Genomic DNA, 18,310 nt, shown 5'->3' on the forward strand with positions numbered 1-18,310 from the left:
GCATACTATCGAAGCCGACAAGCTTTATAGCTGGAAAGGTCTCTGAGATCACAATACCCATCCAAGTCGCTGGCTTGACCATCACCTTTATCAAGAGCCGGCATGAGACCGCCGGATGCCTTGACGCCTTCGAAGTAACGATCCCGCCCTCGGTTCACCTCGTCATTCCTCACTTCCACCGCCACTACGACGAGACGGTCTTCGGCGTCGACGGCATCACGACCTGGACCATCGACGGCGTCGTGACGCAACTGCATCCCGGCCAGCAACTCTTCGTTCCCCGCGGCAGTCACCACACATACGCAAATCTTCACCCGCACAGCTCGCGCATGATCTGCCTGGTTACACCCGGGCTGCTCGGTCCCGAATACTTTCAGGAACTCTCCTACGCCATGGATGAGGACGGGCCGATGGACCACGCGGCGATCGGCCTCATCATGAGCCGCTACGGAGTTATTCCCGCCGCTATCGTCGACCCGATTATCATGCCCAAGTACTCCCCCAAAGTGTTGCCCCAGGGCACGCAGAGTAGCCTGCTCGGGAACTAAGGGCGGTTGTTCAGTCTTCCGATGCAGAACTCTCCTGCCTGGATACTCGCTGGCGGGCTCCCAACGAGACTGCAGACCGGTTATGATGCGCAGATGCGCAAACTTTGCAGCCTTGCAGCCCTCGGAGTCCTCATGCTCTCCCCTGCTCTCCCCGCCCAGCATGTCTCCGCAGACGGCTCCATGCAGACCTTCAACACCCTCTCCGAGCAGTTCTTCTCCGACGTGTACTTCCACTTCTCGCCCACTGCGGGCACGTCGACCGGGCTGCACCAGTACGACACCCAGCTTGAGGATTATTCCGCAGCGGGTGTGCAAAAACAGGTTGCCGCCTTGCACCTCTTCGAGAAGAAAATCGACGCCATCGACCCTTCCGCACTCGATGCACCCGTAGCCGCCGACCGCGAGATCCTCCTCAACAACATCCGCAGCAGCCTCCTCTCGCTCGAAGTCATCCGCGGGTGGGAGAAGAATCCCGATAACTATTCCTCCGGCATCGCCGGATCGATCTTCGTCATCATGAGCCGCGACTATGCGCCGGTCAACACGCGCCTGCACGCCGCCATCGAGCGCGAAAAGCTGATGCCGCAGGTGCTCCTCGAAGGCCGCAAAAATCTCAAGAATCCACCAAAGATCTACACCGAGATTGCCCTCGAACAGATCGACGGTCTCGTCAGCTTCTTCCAGAACGACGTACCCTCCGCCTTCTCCGCGGCGACCGATCCCGACACCAAGGCAGCCTTTGCCACGTCAAACGCGGCCGTGATTGAAGCCCTCAAATCCTACGGCGCATGGATGAAGTCCGACCTGCTGCCCCGCTCCAATGGTGACTACAAGTTCGGAGCCGACACCTTCGCAAAGAAGCTCAAATATGACGAGATGGTCGACATCCCTCTCGATCGTCTCCTCGAAATCGCCAACGCTGATCTACACAGGAATCAGGCCGAGTTCGCCCGCGTCGCCAAGGAGGTTGACCCCTCCAAGACCCCGCAGGAGGTCCTCGCCCAACTGGCCACCGTCCACCCCGCACCCGATAAGCTTCTCCAGGCCTTTCAGGACCAGTTCGCCAGCCTGATCGCCTTCATCGACTCTAACCACATCATCACCATTCCCTCCAAAGTCGAGCCGACCCTCGAAGAGACGCCGCCCTTCATGCGCGCCACCACCCAGGCCTCCATGGACCCTCCGGGAGCCTTCGAGACCCACTCCACCAAGGCCTACTTCAACGTAACTCTGCCCGAGAAGGACTGGACCCCGGCCCATATCGCCGAACACATGGCCGCCTTCAACGTCGGCACCATTACCTCGACCGCGGTCCACGAAGCCTACCCCGGTCATTACGTCCAGTTCCTCTGGCAGCCACAGTTTCCCAGCAAGATCCGCAAACTGATCGGCGCGAACACCAACATCGAGGGCTGGGCTCACTACTGCGAGCAGATGATGCTGGATGAGGGCTACCTTCCCCCCAATACCGCCGCATCCTCCCGCGAGGCTAAACTCATTCGACTCGGCCAGCTCCAGGACGCCCTCCTCAGAGATGCACGCTTCGTGAACTCCATCAAGCTCCACATGGGAGCATTCACCTTCGACCAGGCGGTCGACTTCTTCGTCACCGAGGGCTACCAGTCCCACGCCGTCGGCCTCATGGAGACCAAGCGCGGCACCGCTGACGCCACCTACCTCTACTACACCCTCGGCAAGCTTGAAATCATGAAGCTGCGCGCCGACCTCAAGACGAAGCAGGGCGCAGCGTTCAACCTGCAGCACTTCCACGACGACCTCATGCGCCAGGGCTTCGCACCCATCAAAATCATCCGAAAATCCATGCTGCACGACGACTCGTCTGTCCTGTAACGACGTTTCCGCATCCTACAAAGATCACAGCCGCTTAGGAGTGAAGGAATTTGAACCTGTCTCCTTCTCTGACGGTCTGCTAGGATTGTCGGAATTCTGCTTGGAATGAGGTACTCACAGCTCCTATGGCTTCGATGAAAATACGCAAGGCCGTCTTTCCCGCCGCCGGCATGGGAACCCGTTTCCTTCCCGCGACCAAAGCGACTCCGAAGGAGATGCTCTGCCTCGTCGACAAGCCACTCATCCAATACGGCGTTGAAGAAGCCGTAGCCGCCGGATGTACCGAGATCATCATCGTCACCGGTCGCGGCAAGACCACGATGGAAGACCACTTCGACAAGTCCTACGAGCTCGAAGCCTCTCTCCAAGCCAAGAACAAGACCGCTCTCCTCGAGATCGCCCGCTCCGTCTCGAAGCTTGCCAAAATCGTCTACGTCCGCCAGCCAGAGCCCCTCGGCCTCGGCCACGCCGTCCTCATGGCCAAAGAAATCGTCGGCAACGAGCCATTCGCCGTGCTTCTGCCCGACGATATTGTCGATGCCACCGTCCCCTGCATGAAGCAGATGGTCGAGGCCTTCTACGAGACGCAGTCCACCATCCTCGGCTCCGAAGTCGTCGAAGGTCCGGCAATCTCTGCCTATGGCTGTCTCGACTGCACCCCGGACCCCACGAACCCGAAGCTCCTCGCCGTCCGCAACATGGTCGAAAAGCCAAAATACGAGGAAGCTCCTTCGCAAAATGCGATCATCGGCCGCTACATTCTCACGCCACGCATCTTCGAACTGATCGAAAACCTGACCCCGGGTGCTGGCGGCGAGTTGCAACTGACCGACGCCATTAAAGCCCTCCTCCAGTACGAGAAGGTCTACGGCTTCAGCTACGAAGGCAAGCGCCACGACGCCGGCGACAAGCTCGGCTTCCTCAAGGCCACCGTAGAGTTCGCCCTCAAACGCGACGACCTTGGACCACCCTTCCGCGAGTGGTTGAAGAACTTTCCCATCTAATCACCGCCGGTTTGGAAGATCCTAGCCGGGAATCCTTGAACCATTCCGGTCATCTATTAAGTAGACGTACGCCTTATTCAGGCGCAGGAGTCCCAGTGCCCAGCCTTCTCGATCCGATTCAACTCGGAGATCTCTACCTCCCCAACCGCGTCTTCATGGCCCCGCTGACCCGCCTTCGCGGCACCCCAGATCACGTTCCCACCTCAATCATGGTCGAGTACTACACCCAGCGTGCCAGCGCCGGTCTCATCATCTCGGAAGCCACCCCCGTCGACCCTTTTGGCGTTGGCTACGCAAACGTCCCCGGCATCTGGTCGCAGCAGCAGACAGAGGCGTGGATGCCCATCACCAAGGCCATCCACGATCATGGCGGCCATATCTTCGCCCAGCTCTGGCATGTCGGCCGCATCTCCGACCCCATCTTCCTCGACGGCCAGCTACCGGTCGCACCCAGCGCCATCGCGCCCAAGGGTATGGTCAGCCTCGTACGTCCCCAGCGTGAATTCGTCACGCCTCGCGCCCTCGAACTCTCTGAGATCAAAGGCGTAGTCGAGGCCTTCCGTCGCGGCGCTCAAAATGCCCAGATCGCAGGCTTTGACGGCGTCGAACTCCACGGCGCCAACGGCTATCTCCTCGACCAGTTCCTGCAGGACGGCTCCAACCACCGCACCGACGAGTACGGTGGCCCCATCGAGAACCGCGCCCGCCTCATGCTCGAGTGCACCGACGCCGCCATCTCGGTCTTCGGCCCCGGCCGCGTCGGCATGCATCTCGCTCCGCGTGGCGACTCCCACGGCATCTCCGATTCCAACCTCGCCGCCACCTTCAGCTACGTCGCCCGCGAACTCGGCAAGCGTAAGCTCGCCTTCATCGCAGCCCGCGAGCACGTAGCGCCCGACAGCCTCGGTCCAACCCTCAAGGAACTCTTCGGCGGCGTCTACGTCGCCAACGAGGCCATCCACCAGCAGGCCGGTCAGCAACTCCTCGACGAAGGAAAGGCGGACGCCGTCGCCTTCGGCAAGCTCTTCATCGCCAACCCGGACCTCCCGCTTCGCTTCTCGCGGCAGTCTGCCCTGAACGCTCCCGTCCCCTCCACCTTCTACGCGCCCGGCGCCGAGGGCTACACAGACTATCCTTCGCTGCAGGGATAACGAAAGAACCATGCGGGTCGCAGACCTCTGCGACCCGCACTCACGAGGCACTCTGCCCGACCGCACACCATCCCTTCAGGAACAGTTCGGCCCGATCGACATCTACCTCTTCGATCAACTCCTCCGCGCCCGCATCACACCCGGCATGACGATCTTCGACGCTGGCTGCGGCTCCGGTCGCAACATCGTCTATCTCCTCCGCGAAGGCTACCCAGTCTTCGGAGTGGACTCTGACCCATCCGCCATCGACCACGTCCGCTGGATCGCCGCCTCCCTCGCACCCACTCTTCCTGCAAACAACTTCCGCGTCGAGTCAATCGAGAACACATCGTTTCCCGATGCCTTCGCCGATGTGGTCCTCTGCAACACGGTCCTCCACTTCGCGCGAGACGACGAGCACTTCGAAGCCATCCTCCACGGAGCCTGGCGCGCCCTCCGCCCTGGCGGCCTGTTCTTCTGCCGCCTCGCCTCCACCATCGGCATGGAGCACCAGCACCTCGGCGGCCGCCGCTTCCTCTCTCCCGATGGAGCCGAACGCTACCTCGTCGACGAAGCCCTGCTCCTCAAGTGGACCCACGACCTCGACGCCGAGCTGCTCGACCCCATCAAGACCACCGTCGTGCAGGATCAGCGCTGCATGACCACATGGGTCATCCGCAAGAACGCCTGACCTACTGCATCGTCCCGGTCGAGAAGATCTGCTCCGCCTGCAGCCCTAAGATCCGATACACCCCAAACTGCCGACTCGTCTGCCCGCGCATCTCGAACAGGAGGCTAGCCCGGTTCGAGGCCTCGACATCCACCGCATCGACCAGCCGCAACCGCGCCGTCCGATCCAGATGCGCCGCATCCGTCACCGTGTGCAGCACCATCTTCGGCTCATGCTGCGCGTCCAGTTGCGCCACAACCGTCACATAGCGCAGATTCGCTCCCTCACCATCCGTATGGGCCTGATACACGAACGTAGGAACATCCCCATAGCTCAACAGATAGCCCTTCAACTGCTCATCCAGCACGGGGATCTTCGCCCGTTGCAGCGACTTCACCGGTCGTCGCAACTTGCTGTTAGCGGGCCTTGTCGTGCTGGAGGCAGCAGACTTAGACGGAGCCGCAGCAGGCGCAGCCGGAATCCCGTACGCCGCAAGCTGTGCCTGCGCGATCGCCTGCATCTTCGTCAGGATCGCCACCCGCTCCGCATCATCCTCCCACGGTCGCGCAAAGTCATGCACAGGGCGATTCGCTGCATCGGACACCGCAATCATCTGCCGCAAGTCCACCGGCAGCCCGGATAGCTTCGGCAACTCTTTCTCAGTCATCGCCGCCACAGGCTTTCCACGGTGCAGAGCTGGCCGATCAGGATCATCGTTCAGCGACCCCACCCCCGCAACACTCGATCCCGACTCCTTCGCCTTCTTCGCATCCTCTGGCGTATGCCGCTTCAGCGTGGGCCGATCCGGATCATCCGCAGGCGTGCTCCCTGAACTCGCAGGCGTCGTGTCCGCCGTATCGTTCCCGCTCCGGCGCTTCATCGTCGGTCGGTCCGGATCATCAGCCGGAGTCGTCGTTCCGGAAGCCGTCCCTGAGCTTGCCGTAGCCGTTGGGTCCGCGTCCGTATGCCGCTTCATCGTAGGCCGGTCAGGATCATCTGCTGGCGTACTTCCAGCATCGCCGCTCCCATCCTTCTTGGAGAACTTCGGACGGTCTGGATCAGCAGCCGCGTCGGTCGTCTTGCTATCAGTCTTAGCTGTATCCGTTCCAGCAGCCGACGTAGAAGCAGGCGTAACCGGCTGTCCCGCCTTGTTCGTAAAGTGAGGCTTATCGGGATCGACGCTCGCATTCGTCTCGATCCCTGCCGTCCGTGCCGGTTGCAACTTCCGCGTCGGCAGCTTCCTGGGAGCGACCAGCCCCTTGAAGCTTCCATAGCCAAACCAGCCATCGTCATACGCCTCGGCGATATTCACCGCCTGCAGATGCCGCGCGTAGACAAGCTCAAGATTCCCCTTGGCAACTCCCGCCTCATCCAACTCGTAGATATTGCCCGAGCCCAGCGCAAACGGCACCGGCCGTGCCAGGTAGAGGCCACCGTCCTCGAGCTTCTTATCGATATAGAGCGTCACCGGGATCAACCTGCTGGCCGTAGGCTTGGCCAGCTCACCCGTCCATTCGTACACGCCAACCGATCGCACCACCGTCTCCGGCTTCGCCACCTTGTGCATCTGCGCAGGTGCAACTCCAGCACTCACCAGCAGAATCCCGATACTCCACAGCTTCTTCATAGACTTGAGCCCACACCCATCCTGCGTACACTTTAGACGCTCCAACCCGCCTTCCGGTCGATTTCGCCCTGTCACCCTCCCAACTTCGCTACCATCAACCTCGTGGCCACCCCTCCGCTCCTCGAAGTGACGGACCTCTCCATCGCCTTTGGAGAGCATCAGGCCGTTCACAGCCTCTCGCTCAGCATCGCTCCCGGCGAAACGCTCGGCCTCGTCGGCGAGTCCGGCTCAGGCAAATCCGCTACCTCGCTGGCCCTCCTGCGGCTTCTTCCCCCGACCGCACGCCTCACCGGCAGCATCCGCTTCGACGGCATCGACCTCTTTAACCTCCCCGAATCAGCGATGCGCCGCCACCGTGGCCGCAACATCGCCATGATCTTTCAGGAGCCAATGACCGCACTCAACCCCGTCATGCGCGTCGGCGCACAGGTAGGCGAAGCCCTGCAGGCACATCATCCCGAACTCTCCCGCAAAGCCGTTCGCAGCCGCGTCATCGACGCCATGAACGAAGTTGCCCTGCCGAACGCCGAGCAGCGGCTCACCGACTATCCGCACCAGTTCTCCGGCGGCCAGCGGCAGCGGCTCCTCATCGCCATGGCAATCATCAACCGCCCACGCCTGCTCATCGCTGACGAACCGACCACCGCCCTCGACGTCACCGTGCAGGCACAGGTCCTCGCGCTCCTCAAAGACCTCCGCAAGACTCACAACCTCGCCATGCTCTTCATCTCGCACGACCTCGCCGTCGTTGCCCAGGCCTGCGACCAGCCGACCGACAAGGTCGCCGTCATGCAGCACGGGCGCATCGTCGAACAGGCGCTGACGCAGGACCTCTTTCTGCAGCCGCAGCATCCCTACACCCGCCGCCTGCTCGCCTCGGTTCCCACCATGCAGACCGACCGCACAGTACCATTGGCCACGCTTCGATAGCCCTCAGCTTCCCTCAAGGCCGCAATCAGACTAGACTTTAGTTTCGTGCCTCCGCGCCGAATACCGATTATGCGCGCCCTGATCCTCTCCGACATCCACGGCAATCTCGAAGCTCTCCAGGCAGTTGTGGCCGCCGCTGCGGGCACCTACGAGCAACTGTGGAACCTTGGCGACATGGTCGGCTACGGTGCCAGCCCGAACGAGGTTCTCGACCTTCTCCGGCCCATCTCCAGCCTGAACGTACGCGGCAATCACGACCGCGTCTGCTGCGGCCTCACCTCGTCGATTGGCTTCAACCCGGTCGCTCGCGCGGCTGCCCAGTGGACCCAGGCCGAACTCACACCGGAACACCTCGACTGGCTCCGCGCCTGTCCGCAGGGTCCGCTGCACCCGCTCCAACCGGGCATTACCTGCGCGCATGGCTCGCCCTTGAACGAAGACCACTACATCCTCAACATGCGCGACGCCTGGGCTCCCCTCCAGCAGATGACGACCCCGCTCACCTTCTTCGGGCACACCCACGTTCAGGGCGGCTTCGCTCAAAAGGAGCACGAGTGGCAGGAGTTCCATCCTCACTACACGACGCGGAACGACGCCAACGCCTGGGCCATCCAACTCCAGCCCGGTGTCCGGCACCTCATCAATCCCGGCTCAGTAGGCCAGCCCCGCGACTCCGACTGGCGCGCCGCCTTCGCCATCTACGACTCCGACACCCAGGAGATCATCTTCCACCGCGTCCCCTACGACCTCACCGCCGCCCAGGGCCGCATCCTCATGGCCGGCCTCCCCGAGCGCCTAGCAGCCCGCCTCCGCGAAGGCCGCTAACCCTCCTGCTCCAGGAAAACCACGGTCACTTATTTGACAAACGCTGGCCGCAGAACAGGGTCTATTTCCCTCAAAGACGCAAAAAAGGCTCTAGACCCCGCCGACAGGTCCAGACTTAACCCACCTGTTTTGAATATTTTGGACTCTAGAGGAAATGATAAAAGCGCCTGACGCCGGGCAGGCGCCACTTCGTGGGGTGTTGGACGCTTCGCGTTAGAGGGTACCTCTGATTAGGTTCTGTTTCGTTTAGGGCACGGGTTTAGGCGCTGAGGTACGTTTTTCGTTCAGAACTTCCTTACGGCTAGACGGCCGTCTCCTGCTCCTCAAGCGCCACCGCCAACTCCTCCCATTCGGTAAGCAGCTTCGCCCGCCCGCTCCGCAACTGATCTAACTCTCCGGCAATGCGCTGCGAATCTTCAGCAGACACGAAGACCCCAAAGGTCTCTTCGGCAGCAGCAATCGTCGACTCAACGCGAGGGATCTCGGCCTCGACAAACTGCAGCCGCTCCTCCAACTGCTTCAGCTTGATCGGGTTCAGCCGCTTCACCTGCGACTTCGGCACAACGACCGGCGCAGGCGCAGGCGTCGCCACCGGCACGGAAACCGAGTTTGTAAGCGCGGCGGTCACCTTCTCCGGACCACCCTGCTTGCGCCAGAGGTAGTCCTCATAGTTGCCGGGATAGATGTGGACGCGCTTGTCCTCGACCTCGAAGACGCGGGTCGCAAGCCCGTCAATGAAGTAGCGATCGTGCGAGACGAAGAGGACCGTGCCGGTAAAGTTGCGAATCGCATCCAGCAGCACGTCCTTCGCCCGAAGATCAAGGTGATTGGTAGGCTCGTCGAGCAGCAGCATGTTCGCCGGCGACACCAGCATCTTCGCCATCGCATACCGGTTGCGCTCCCCACCCGACAGCACGCCGAGCGGCTTGAAGACGTCGTCACCCGAAAACATGAAGCACCCAAGCAGGCTGCGCAGCTCCGTCTGCGGAACCTTCGGAGCGATGCCGCTGATGTCGTCTAGCATCTTCGCATTCCCGTCGAGCACCTTGTACTGGTCCTGCGCAAAATAGTCCGCAAGCACGTTGTGCCCGAGCTTGATGTTGCCCGAGGTAGGGTCTTCCAGCCCGGCAAGCATGCGAATGAGCGTCGACTTGCCCGCACCGTTCGCCCCAACCAACGCAATCCGATCCCCACGATCGATGGTGAAGCTCACATCCTCAAGGATGCGCTTGGGCTCATAGACCTTCGTAAGGTGCGAGACCTCAATGACCGTGCGCCCCGAGGCGGGCGGCTGAGGAATGCTGAAGTGGATGGTCGCCTCGTCCTCCGGCACCTCGATCCGCTCAATCTTGTCCAGCTCCTTGATGCGGCTCTGGACCTGCTTGGCCTTGGTCGCCTGCGCGCGAAAGCGGTTGATGAAGGACTCAAGGTGCTCGATCTGGTCGCGCTGGTTCTTGTACGCGGACATCAGTTGCAGGCGGCGCTCTTCCTTCTGCTTCAGGTACTTCTCATAGTTGCCGAAGTAGAAGTGCGCCCGCTTGTTCCACAGCTCAACGGTCTTGTTGACGGTCACGTCGAGGAAGTAGCGATCATGCGAGATCAGCACAAACGCATTGGGATAGTTGCGGAGATAGTCTTCAAGCCAGTTGCGGGTTTCAAGGTCAAGATGGTTCGTCGGCTCATCGAGCAGCAGCAGCGAGGGCTTCTGCAGCAGCAGCTTGGCGAGCGCAATCCGCATCTGCCAGCCGCCGGAGAACTCCTCCGTCTGGCGTGCCCAGTCATCCTTCGAGAAACCAAGTCCGCCGAGCACCGTGCCTACCTGGTAGTCCAGCGTGTAGATATCGTTCGCGTGGAGCAGGTCGGTAATGTGCGAGTAGCGGGCGGCGGCAGTCTCGTACTCCGGGCTGCCGGGGGCATGCTCGGATAGCTTTTCTGAAAGAACCTCCGCCTCCTTCTCCATATCGCGCAGCTCGTCGAAGGTTGAGAGGCACTCATCGAAGACCGACCGGCCCTTCAGCGCGAGGCCATCCTGCGGCAGATAGCCGAGCGTCATGCCCTTCTGGCGCGTCAGGGTGCCATAGTCCAGCGACTCGACGCCCGCGATGACCTTCAGAAGCGTCGACTTGCCCGTTCCATTGCCACCGACAAGGCCGGTGCGCTCATCCGGGTTGATGAGCCAGTTTGCATCTTCAAAGAGCAGTTTTTGGCCGAAGCGTTTCCCGGCGGCAGAGATCTGGAGCATAGAGTCTATTTTCGCATTACGAGGTCTGCCGACGGCCCGCTACGCGCGGAGCGGTCGTTTCGTGACTTCCATACTGGCTTCGCCGTGGGCCGCCCGTTGGTTGGCAAATAAATCTCATGGCAACCAACGGGCGCCCAACCCCAAGGAGGACATAAGTCACGAAGTGACCGCCACCCGCGCAGGGTGCCCGCGCGGCAGCGCCTATTTTCCAAAAAGCAGGTCATACCTGAGAAGATTGCAAGTACGGAGATCGAATGAACGCGTCGCACGAGAGTACGAGTTCAGCAGAGCCGATCACCAGGAGACGCTGGTGGCGATCCCCGTGGCTGGTTGGCGGCAGCGCGGCCATCCTCACGGTACTGCTCGCCGTTGGCCTGACGCTCGCCTGGTACGCGCATCGTGCGGAACCGATGCTGCGGGCGCGCGTCATCAAGACGTTATCCGAACGCTTCCACAGCCCGGTCGAACTGGATGAGCTTCACGTTACCTTCCTGAGCGGGCTCGGGGTTGAGGGCAGCGGCCTGCGCATTCTCTATATAGCCGGGCCGACCAAGCCGGACGCCCGCGCCGGTGCGCCGCCGATGCTGACGATCCGCTCCTTCCAGTTCCGGTCCGGCTTGCGCGAACTCTTCGAGCCGACGCTGCGCGTGCTGACCGTCGAGGTGCAGGGCGCGGAGCTGCACATTCCGCCAAAGGAGGACCGGGGCCCGATCTTGCGGGACGATCCAACCCGGCGCGGGCAGCCGCGCGAAGGCATTCTCGTCGACAAAATCGTCCTTTCGGACCTGAAGATCGTCATCGAGACTCGCAAGCCCGGCAAAGTCCCACTCGAGTTCGACATCGGCAACCTGACCCTGACAAACGTCGGCCTGAAGCAGCCCCTGACCTACGACGCGACGCTGCGGAACCCGAAGCCGGTCGGCGATGTCCGCGCCGTGGGACACTTCGGGCCGTGGCAGGACGACAATCCCCGCGACACGCCGCTCGATGGCAGCTACATCTTCTCGCATGCCGATCTGTCGACGATCAAAGGCATCGGCGGCATGCTCTCCTCAAACGGCAAGTTTGCAGGGACGCTGGGCGAGATCACGATCGATGGTGTCTCCGATACACCGGACTTTCGGCTGACGATCAGCAATCACGCAGTGCCGCTGCACACCAGCTTCCATGCAATCGTCGATGCGACAAGCGGCGACACCTACCTGCAGCCGGTAAACGCGCGACTCCTGCACTCGGACATCCTGGCGACCGGCTCAGTGACGCGGCAGAAGGGTGTACCCGGCCACGACGTAGAGCTCGATATTGTGATGAACCACGCACACGTCGAGGACCTGCTGACCCTCGCCGTGCGGACCTATCCTCCAGTGCTGCGCGGTTACGTGGCGGAACGCGCCCACCTCAGCATTCCGCCGGGCCCCGGGAGCGTGACGCGCCGGATGCACCTGCAGGGCTCCTACGACGTGGAGCAGGGGTCATTCAGCAATGCGAAGCTGCAGCAGCAGATTGACGAGTTGAGCCAACGGGCGCAGGGCTGGCCGGAGCGGGCGAACGCACAGCAGGCTGTCCCGGCCAGCTCGACCATGAAGGGCAGCTTTACGCTGGCCGACGAGCACGTCAGCGTCCCCGAAATGCACTACGAGATTCCCGGCGCGAAGGTGCAGGTGGAGGGCCAATATGGGCTGGACGGCGCGGCGATGGACTTCCACGGGACCGTCCGGACCCAGGCGACGGCCTCGCAGATGGTCGGTGGGTGGAAGAGCCTTCTGGTGATGCCGTTCGACGGTCTGCTGAAGCGGAATGGAGCGGGGGTCGAGGTGCCGTTCAAGCTGGGTGGGACCCAGAAGGACCCGAAGCTGGCGCTTGATTTTCCCCACAATGCGGGCGGCTTACACGTGGTGCGCTAACCGGCCTGGAAGACGAACCGGGGCCTCCCTGCTACTCTCAGAGCATGGAGGCTGATGTCCTTACAGCCACAACTCTTCCCTGAACCGCAACAGCCCGAGGTTCAATCCAGACAGGCTAACGCCGGAGCACCGCCTGTGCGGCTGGCTCCCCTGTGGCTGCAGCGCATCTCGCTGTTCGTGCTGGTGCTTTTCTGCGTCTACCTTGGCGTCCTGGTGACGATTCTGCCGTGGTGGGTGCGGGTCTGGGACCAGAATATGTTCATCCTTGCGCGACCTCATCTGGCCGCCTTCCTGCATCTCGGTGCGGTGCGCGGCTTCATCTCCGGCCTGGGCTTGCTGGATATCTGGATCGGCATCTCCGAGGCGGTCCACTATCGTGATCACCGTGCATAGCGTTCCGCTGGAAAGTAGACAGGCATGACGATCCCTGACCCTCTTGAACGGGCTCCGCTGGCCTATGAGAATGCCGAGTTTCTCGACTCGCCGGACGGCCGTCTGCTCCGCATCATGTCGGAGTACGCGGAGCCGATGGCGCGCTTTCAACGGCAGCGCATTCAGGATACGGTCGTCTTCTTCGGCTCGGCGCGCTTCCACTCGGAGGAAGCAACGAAGCAGGCATTGACCGGGCTTGAAGGTGACGCCCTGACGCGCGGGCAGACTGCCGTTGAGATGGCAAGGTTCTACGAGGACGCCCGCACGCTTTCGGGCATGCTGACCTCATGGGCGAAGACGCTGCCGGGCAAGCACCACCGCTTCGTCGTCACATCAGGCGGCGGGCCGGGCATTATGGAGGCGGCGAACCGTGGGGCATACGAGGCCGGCGGCAAGTCCATCGGCCTCAACATCAAGCTGCCGCGAGAGCAGTTTCCCAACCCGTACATCACGCCGGAGCTGAACTTCGAGTTCCACTACTTCTTCATGCGCAAGTTCTGGTTCGCCTACCTCGCCAAGGCGCTGGTGATCTTTCCCGGCGGCTTTGGGACGCTCGACGAGATGTTCGAGATCGTCACGCTGGCCCAGACCCACAAGCTGGCGAAGAACATTCCCATCCTCATCTATGGAACGGCTTACTGGAACAAGGTCCTCAACATCGAAGCCCTGATCGAGCATGGGGCCGTCTCGCCCGAGGACCGCGCGCTCTTCCACTACGCCGATACGCCCGAGGACGCCTTCGCAATCCTCAAGGCGACACTGGCTGGCGAAGTATCCTCGCGCGGCAAGATGCAGCGCGACGATCCCGCCGGAGACGGTGTACCCGCAGCTCCCGCACCGACTTCGCAGGAGCTGCTCGGGCCCGATATCGCCAAAACTCGCGGCTAAATCAGTGTCCCGCGAGGGGGAAGATAGATTGTTACCCCTCGCCTGATATTGAAGGCCCATTCTTGGTGCAGTCACAGCCCCGTCATCTTCCGCTGCCAAACTCTACCTAAGTAACCTTCGGTCCTGGGAGCGGCTATGAGTGAGTCGAGCGTATCGTACCTTTGGCGGGAACGGGATGCGGCAAAAGGCTTTGCCGCTGGCGTATCACTCCACAGTCACACCAACCAGTCCATGGAGACCCTGGACTTTATCGCAGAGATGTCGGCGGGCAAGAAGATCCTGCAGGCCATCATGCTGTGGGCTGAAGAGCGCAGCGCCCGCACGACCGGCATTCGCCCAAACTATGCCGCAAGCTACTGGACCCCGCCGCTCACGCCGCGTCTCGCCTTCGATCTGGAGCGTAACCAGATCGAGCAGCTCACGCAGCTTCCGGGCATGGTCTCCATCACCGACCACGACGACATCAAGGCCCCCATGCTGCTGCGCTCGATCGACTCAGCGCGGCACATCCCGGTCTCGGTCGAGTGGACGGTCCCCTTTGCGGAGACGGCGTTTCATCTCGGCATCCACAATCTCCCAAGCGCCACCGGCGCAGCGTGGATGGAGCGGCTACAGGCGTTCACGGCGATGCCCGTCGCGACACGCCCCGCGCAACTGATCACCGACATGCTCGCGGAGCTGCACGAGATGCCGGGCGTACTCCTGATCTTCAATCACCCCAACTGGGACCTCTACCAGGTCGGGCAGGATCTCCACAACGTTCGCGTGAATGACTTCCTTGCCATCAATGGGCAGTTCATCCATGCGCTGGAGTTGAACGGGCTTCGCAACTGGAAAGAGAATCAAGAGGTCTCGAAGCTGGCCGCCCAGTGGAACTACCTCGTCATCAGCGGTGGCGACCGGCACGGCGTGGAACCGAACGCGAACATCAACCTGACGCATGCCACTACTTTTACCGAGTTCGTCCACGAGGTGCGCTGCGAGCGCAAGAGCCATGTGCTCTTCATGCCGCAGTATGCGCAGCCGTGGAAGCACCGCATCCTCCAGTCGACGCTCGACGCGATCCGCAACTACCCGGACTTCCCCGAGGGTTCGCGGCGCTGGGACGAGCGCGTCTACCATCCGGATAGCGATGGCGTCGTTCGGCCGCTCTCGACCCTTTGGAAGGATGGCCACTGCCCACCGTACCTTGAGGTCCTGCTGAGCGCGGTCCGCATGATGGGCGCTGCGCCAGTCTCGGGCGGCCTGCGACTGGCTTGGAACGAAGGCAGCTCGATGCGGGCTGCGATGCGCGCGGCCCTGATCGACTAAATTCCGCTGGCCTCGGCCTTCAAGACAGACGACCGCAGCCTCGATGAGGGGTACTCTAGAGCGATGCCTGCCCCGCGAGTTGCCTACTTTCCCGACTCGTTCCACGAGGTCAACGGCGTCGCACACACGAGCCGTAACTTCGTCGCCTACGCGGAGCGGCGTGGCCTGCCGTTCCTCTGCATTCGTGCGGGCGGGCGCAGGCAGGCCGCCGAGACGCAAGGCGAGCTACGGACGCTGGAACTGGTGCGCAGCAAGGCCTCAATCCGCGTCGAGAAGGACCTCGAATTCGACGCGCTCTTCTGGCGCCACGCGGCCATCATCGAGCGCGAGTTGAACCTCTTCCAGCCGGACATCATCCACATCACCGGACCGAGCGAGCTGGGCATGTTCGGCGCATACTTCGCCTGGAAGATGGGCGTTCCGCTGGCCGCATCGTGGCACACCAACGTGCACGAATACCTCGCCCGGCGCATGATGCCGATGACGATGATGCGCGGGGTTCCAGATTCCTATGCAGCGAAGACAGAAGGCGTCATTGAAGCCTCGACCCTGAAGGCCGCAACTCTGTTCTATCGACTGGCTGGCGTGCTGTTCGCCCCGAATGTGGAGTTGTGCGCGATGCTCGAAGCCGCCACCCACAGGCCCTGCCACCTGATGCAGCGCGGTGTCGATACACGGCTCTTCTCTCCCGCGCACCGCACACGACCGGTGGACGATGACATTATTCGGCTCGGGTACGTCGGCAGGCTCTCGGTGGAGAAGAACATCGCGCTGCTGCCGCTGCTTCAAGCCAGGCTCGCAGCGATGGGGATCAGCGACGTGGAGTTCTTCATCATTGGCCAGGGTGGCGACGAGGAGATGCTCCGGCGCGACCTGCACGGTGCTCACTTCGCCGGTGTGCTCCGCGGTCAGGAACTCGCGACGGCCTGCGCTGACATGGACATCCTCGTCTTCCCGTCGCACACCGATACCTTCGGCAATGTCGTCCTCGAAGCGCTGGCAAGCGGCGTGCCCGCCGTGGTGACGCCCGACGGGGGCCCAAAGTTCATTGTCCGCAATGGCGAGACCGGCTTCGTGGTGCCAGACGAAGAGTTTGTTGCGGCCGTAGCCAGCCTTATCGCCGACCGGCAGCGCCTCAAAACGATGCGCACCGCCGCTCGTGCCTACGCGCTGACATGCAGTTGGGACGCGGTCTTCGACAAGGTGTATGCAGCCTACGACTTGGTGCTCACAGGCGAGTCGTCTCTGCCTCTGCCGTTTTAGTTGTGATTCCCGCAGAGAACTGGCGTCTGCCCTGCCGTTGCTTGCGCGGGGCTATTACGAAAGCGACTTCACGCCCGGCAGGCACCACGGTGCCTTCGTGGAGTATTGGACTTCGCGTTACTTATCAGACACGCCCTAGAAACGAATCTCGCCGATATACACGCCAAACGGCGGCAGCGTGATGGCGTTGAGACTCATGCCACCCATGCCATTATCCGAGCGAATCACCGTGCGCAGGAAGTTGCCGCGAAGATGTAGCTTCGCGATATCGCCCGTGAGCGAGAGCGTGACCGGCTTAGAAGAGAGATTGCACGCGACAACAATAGCCGGTGTGAGCGGCGTGATGGTTGCCTTGCGGCTTATCCAGACGATGCTGTTCTGGTCGTCATGGTTGAGCAGATCGCTTGCCCCCGAGCGCAGAATCGCATTGCCGTGGTGAAGATCGATCAGGCGGCGATACCAGTTCAGCAAGGAGTCGGGATCTGCCTCTTCAGCGATCACCTCAGGCCCTTGTGAAGCCGTCTTTGCGGAAGGTTTCGCGTTCGGATCGGCAGGCACACCCCACGGGATGAGCGCCGAATCGCCTGCTTTCGCAGCAAAGCCGATCTCCTGGCCAAAGTAGAGCTGCGCGTTAGCCCGCGTACTGAGCAGCAACGTAGCAAGCACCTTGGCGATAGCCTGATTGTTGGTGCCGTCGCCGATGCGCCCGGCGCTGCGATCGCTCTCCGGACCATCCGTTGCAGCGATGAGAGCCAAATTGGCAGAGGCCGCCTGCAAACTCTCCATCGCGGTGCGAAGCTTGCCGGCATCGGCCCCGCCAACCTGTGCCAGAGCAGGATCAAGCACCATGTCGATATCCGCATGCGGTATGGCCGCGCTACCCGTGGAGGAGCTTTCGGCGATCAGGATCCGCTGCCCTGCAAAGCTCCTCGTCACCTCGTGAAGCCGATGTAACTGCGCTGCACGCGATGGGTCACCCGGCGTACCCGAGCGCACGCTGATGCCCGCGGCTCCGCGACTCAACCAGAATTTAGCGATCGTCGCCAACGCTGCAGGATCGGTCCCTTGAGGCACGTCCAACTGCACGATGAGCCGAAGGCTGTCCCGGCTCGCCTCGCGAATAAGGTCATCGAAGTCGTCAAGCGATCCGACGGCAGGGTCAATCGACTGAAGACGCGCCGGAATTTCGCCCTGCGCGGGAGCGACGTGGGTAACGGTGATGGCATCGACGCCAAGCGAGTGGATGTAGTCCAACTGGCTCGTCAGGCCGCGCAGATCGCCGATCCCGTTGCCGTCGGCGTCGCGAAAGCCATGCGGATCGACCTCGTAAAAGATGGCATGGGTCCACCAGGCTTCAAGATTCATCCCAGACCCAGCCCAGCCCGGCCGCGCGAGCGTCTGGCCCACCCCCGGCCCAGCCAGCAGGCAGGCAAGCAAGAGAAACAGCAGAACAGAAAAGGCCCTTGATGAGGTCTTCAGGACGCGCAGCGCGGCTGTGTTCTCCGCCGTAGGGGTGCCGTTTTCAACAGAATTGATCACAGGTGTGATGGTAGCGGATTGCAGGGAAAGATCGATACGGATGGGATACAGCGAAAAATTTGGCACATCTGCCGAGAGAAAAGGTTACTTAATTCGCACTAAGGTAACCTTATTTCAGGTAACCATGCTAGATTTATTACATTAGT

15 protein-coding genes are annotated in these 18,310 nt (G+C 61.8%); 12 read left to right on the forward strand and 3 right to left on the reverse strand.

Annotated elements, in window-relative coordinates; translation table 11 throughout:
• The first annotated feature begins 74 nt into the window (after positions 1–74).
• From OHL20_RS07260 to OHL20_RS07280, 5 genes are all read left to right on the forward strand, one after another.
• Entirely contained in the window at positions 75–548 is a 474-nt protein-coding gene (locus tag OHL20_RS07260) for a cupin domain-containing protein (RefSeq protein ID WP_263382533.1), read from the forward strand.
• A 93-nt stretch (positions 549–641) separates the two neighbouring features.
• Positions 642–2,399, forward strand: a complete 1,758-nt coding sequence (locus tag OHL20_RS07265; RefSeq protein WP_263382534.1) for a DUF885 domain-containing protein — start codon at positions 642–644, stop codon at positions 2,397–2,399.
• A 125-nt stretch (positions 2,400–2,524) separates the two neighbouring features.
• The gene (gene galU / locus OHL20_RS07270) at positions 2,525–3,403 is read left to right on the forward strand and encodes a UTP--glucose-1-phosphate uridylyltransferase GalU (RefSeq protein WP_263382535.1); all 879 of its coding nucleotides are present in this window, start codon (positions 2,525–2,527) and stop codon (positions 3,401–3,403) included.
• Between the two features lie 95 nt (positions 3,404–3,498).
• Complete coding sequence (locus OHL20_RS07275; protein WP_263382536.1) at positions 3,499–4,554, forward strand: alkene reductase; 1,056 nt, start codon at positions 3,499–3,501, stop codon at positions 4,552–4,554.
• A gap of 10 nt (positions 4,555–4,564) precedes the next feature.
• Positions 4,565–5,224 carry a class I SAM-dependent methyltransferase gene (locus OHL20_RS07280; protein ID WP_263382537.1) on the forward strand — a complete coding sequence of 220 codons (660 nt, stop codon included), beginning with the start codon at positions 4,565–4,567 and terminating at the stop codon, positions 5,222–5,224.
• A gap of 1 nt (position 5,225) precedes the next feature.
• Here OHL20_RS07280 and OHL20_RS07285 read toward each other — a convergent pair whose 3' ends face one another.
• Positions 5,226–6,830, reverse strand: a complete 1,605-nt coding sequence (locus OHL20_RS07285; RefSeq protein WP_263382538.1) for a hypothetical protein — start codon at positions 6,828–6,830, stop codon at positions 5,226–5,228.
• Between the two features lie 102 nt (positions 6,831–6,932).
• Between OHL20_RS07285 and OHL20_RS07290 the strand changes: the two genes are divergently transcribed.
• Complete coding sequence (locus OHL20_RS07290; RefSeq protein ID WP_263382539.1) at positions 6,933–7,760, forward strand: ATP-binding cassette domain-containing protein; 828 nt, start codon at positions 6,933–6,935, stop codon at positions 7,758–7,760.
• A 69-nt stretch (positions 7,761–7,829) separates the two neighbouring features.
• A complete protein-coding gene (locus OHL20_RS07295) occupies positions 7,830–8,585 on the forward strand; it encodes a metallophosphoesterase family protein (RefSeq protein ID WP_263382540.1) in 756 nt (251 codons plus the stop codon).
• 301 nt (positions 8,586–8,886) lie between these two features.
• On the opposite strand, the gene OHL20_RS07300 is transcribed toward OHL20_RS07295, so the two are convergent.
• Positions 8,887–10,827, reverse strand: a complete 1,941-nt coding sequence (locus OHL20_RS07300; protein ID WP_263382541.1) for an ABC-F family ATP-binding cassette domain-containing protein — start codon at positions 10,825–10,827, stop codon at positions 8,887–8,889.
• A gap of 254 nt (positions 10,828–11,081) precedes the next feature.
• Between OHL20_RS07300 and OHL20_RS07305 the strand changes: the two genes are divergently transcribed.
• The 5 genes from OHL20_RS07305 (at position 11,082) to OHL20_RS07325 (ending at position 16,625) form a co-directional block, all read left to right on the forward strand.
• Complete coding sequence (locus tag OHL20_RS07305; RefSeq protein ID WP_263382542.1) at positions 11,082–12,731, forward strand: AsmA-like C-terminal region-containing protein; 1,650 nt, start codon at positions 11,082–11,084, stop codon at positions 12,729–12,731.
• A gap of 54 nt (positions 12,732–12,785) precedes the next feature.
• Entirely contained in the window at positions 12,786–13,124 is a 339-nt protein-coding gene (locus OHL20_RS07310; RefSeq protein WP_263382543.1) for a hypothetical protein, read from the forward strand.
• A gap of 24 nt (positions 13,125–13,148) precedes the next feature.
• Entirely contained in the window at positions 13,149–14,051 is a 903-nt protein-coding gene (locus OHL20_RS07315) for an LOG family protein (protein ID WP_263382544.1), read from the forward strand.
• Positions 14,052–14,186: 135 nt separating this feature from the next.
• Positions 14,187–15,362 (forward strand): hypothetical protein, encoded by a 1,176-nt coding sequence (locus OHL20_RS07320; protein ID WP_263382545.1) that lies wholly within the window; start codon positions 14,187–14,189, stop codon positions 15,360–15,362.
• A gap of 63 nt (positions 15,363–15,425) precedes the next feature.
• On the forward strand, positions 15,426–16,625 hold the full coding sequence (locus tag OHL20_RS07325; protein ID WP_263382546.1) for a glycosyltransferase: 1,200 nt from the start codon (positions 15,426–15,428) through the stop codon (positions 16,623–16,625).
• Positions 16,626–16,760: 135 nt separating this feature from the next.
• On the opposite strand, the gene OHL20_RS07330 is transcribed toward OHL20_RS07325, so the two are convergent.
• A complete protein-coding gene (locus OHL20_RS07330) occupies positions 16,761–18,230 on the reverse strand; it encodes an alpha-amylase family glycosyl hydrolase (protein ID WP_263382547.1) in 1,470 nt (489 codons plus the stop codon).
• Positions 18,231–18,310: the final 80 nt, after the last annotated feature.

It is taken from the genome of Granulicella arctica (assembly GCF_025685605.1).
Taxonomy (GTDB): Bacteria; Acidobacteriota; Terriglobia; order Terriglobales; family Acidobacteriaceae; genus Edaphobacter; species Edaphobacter arcticus.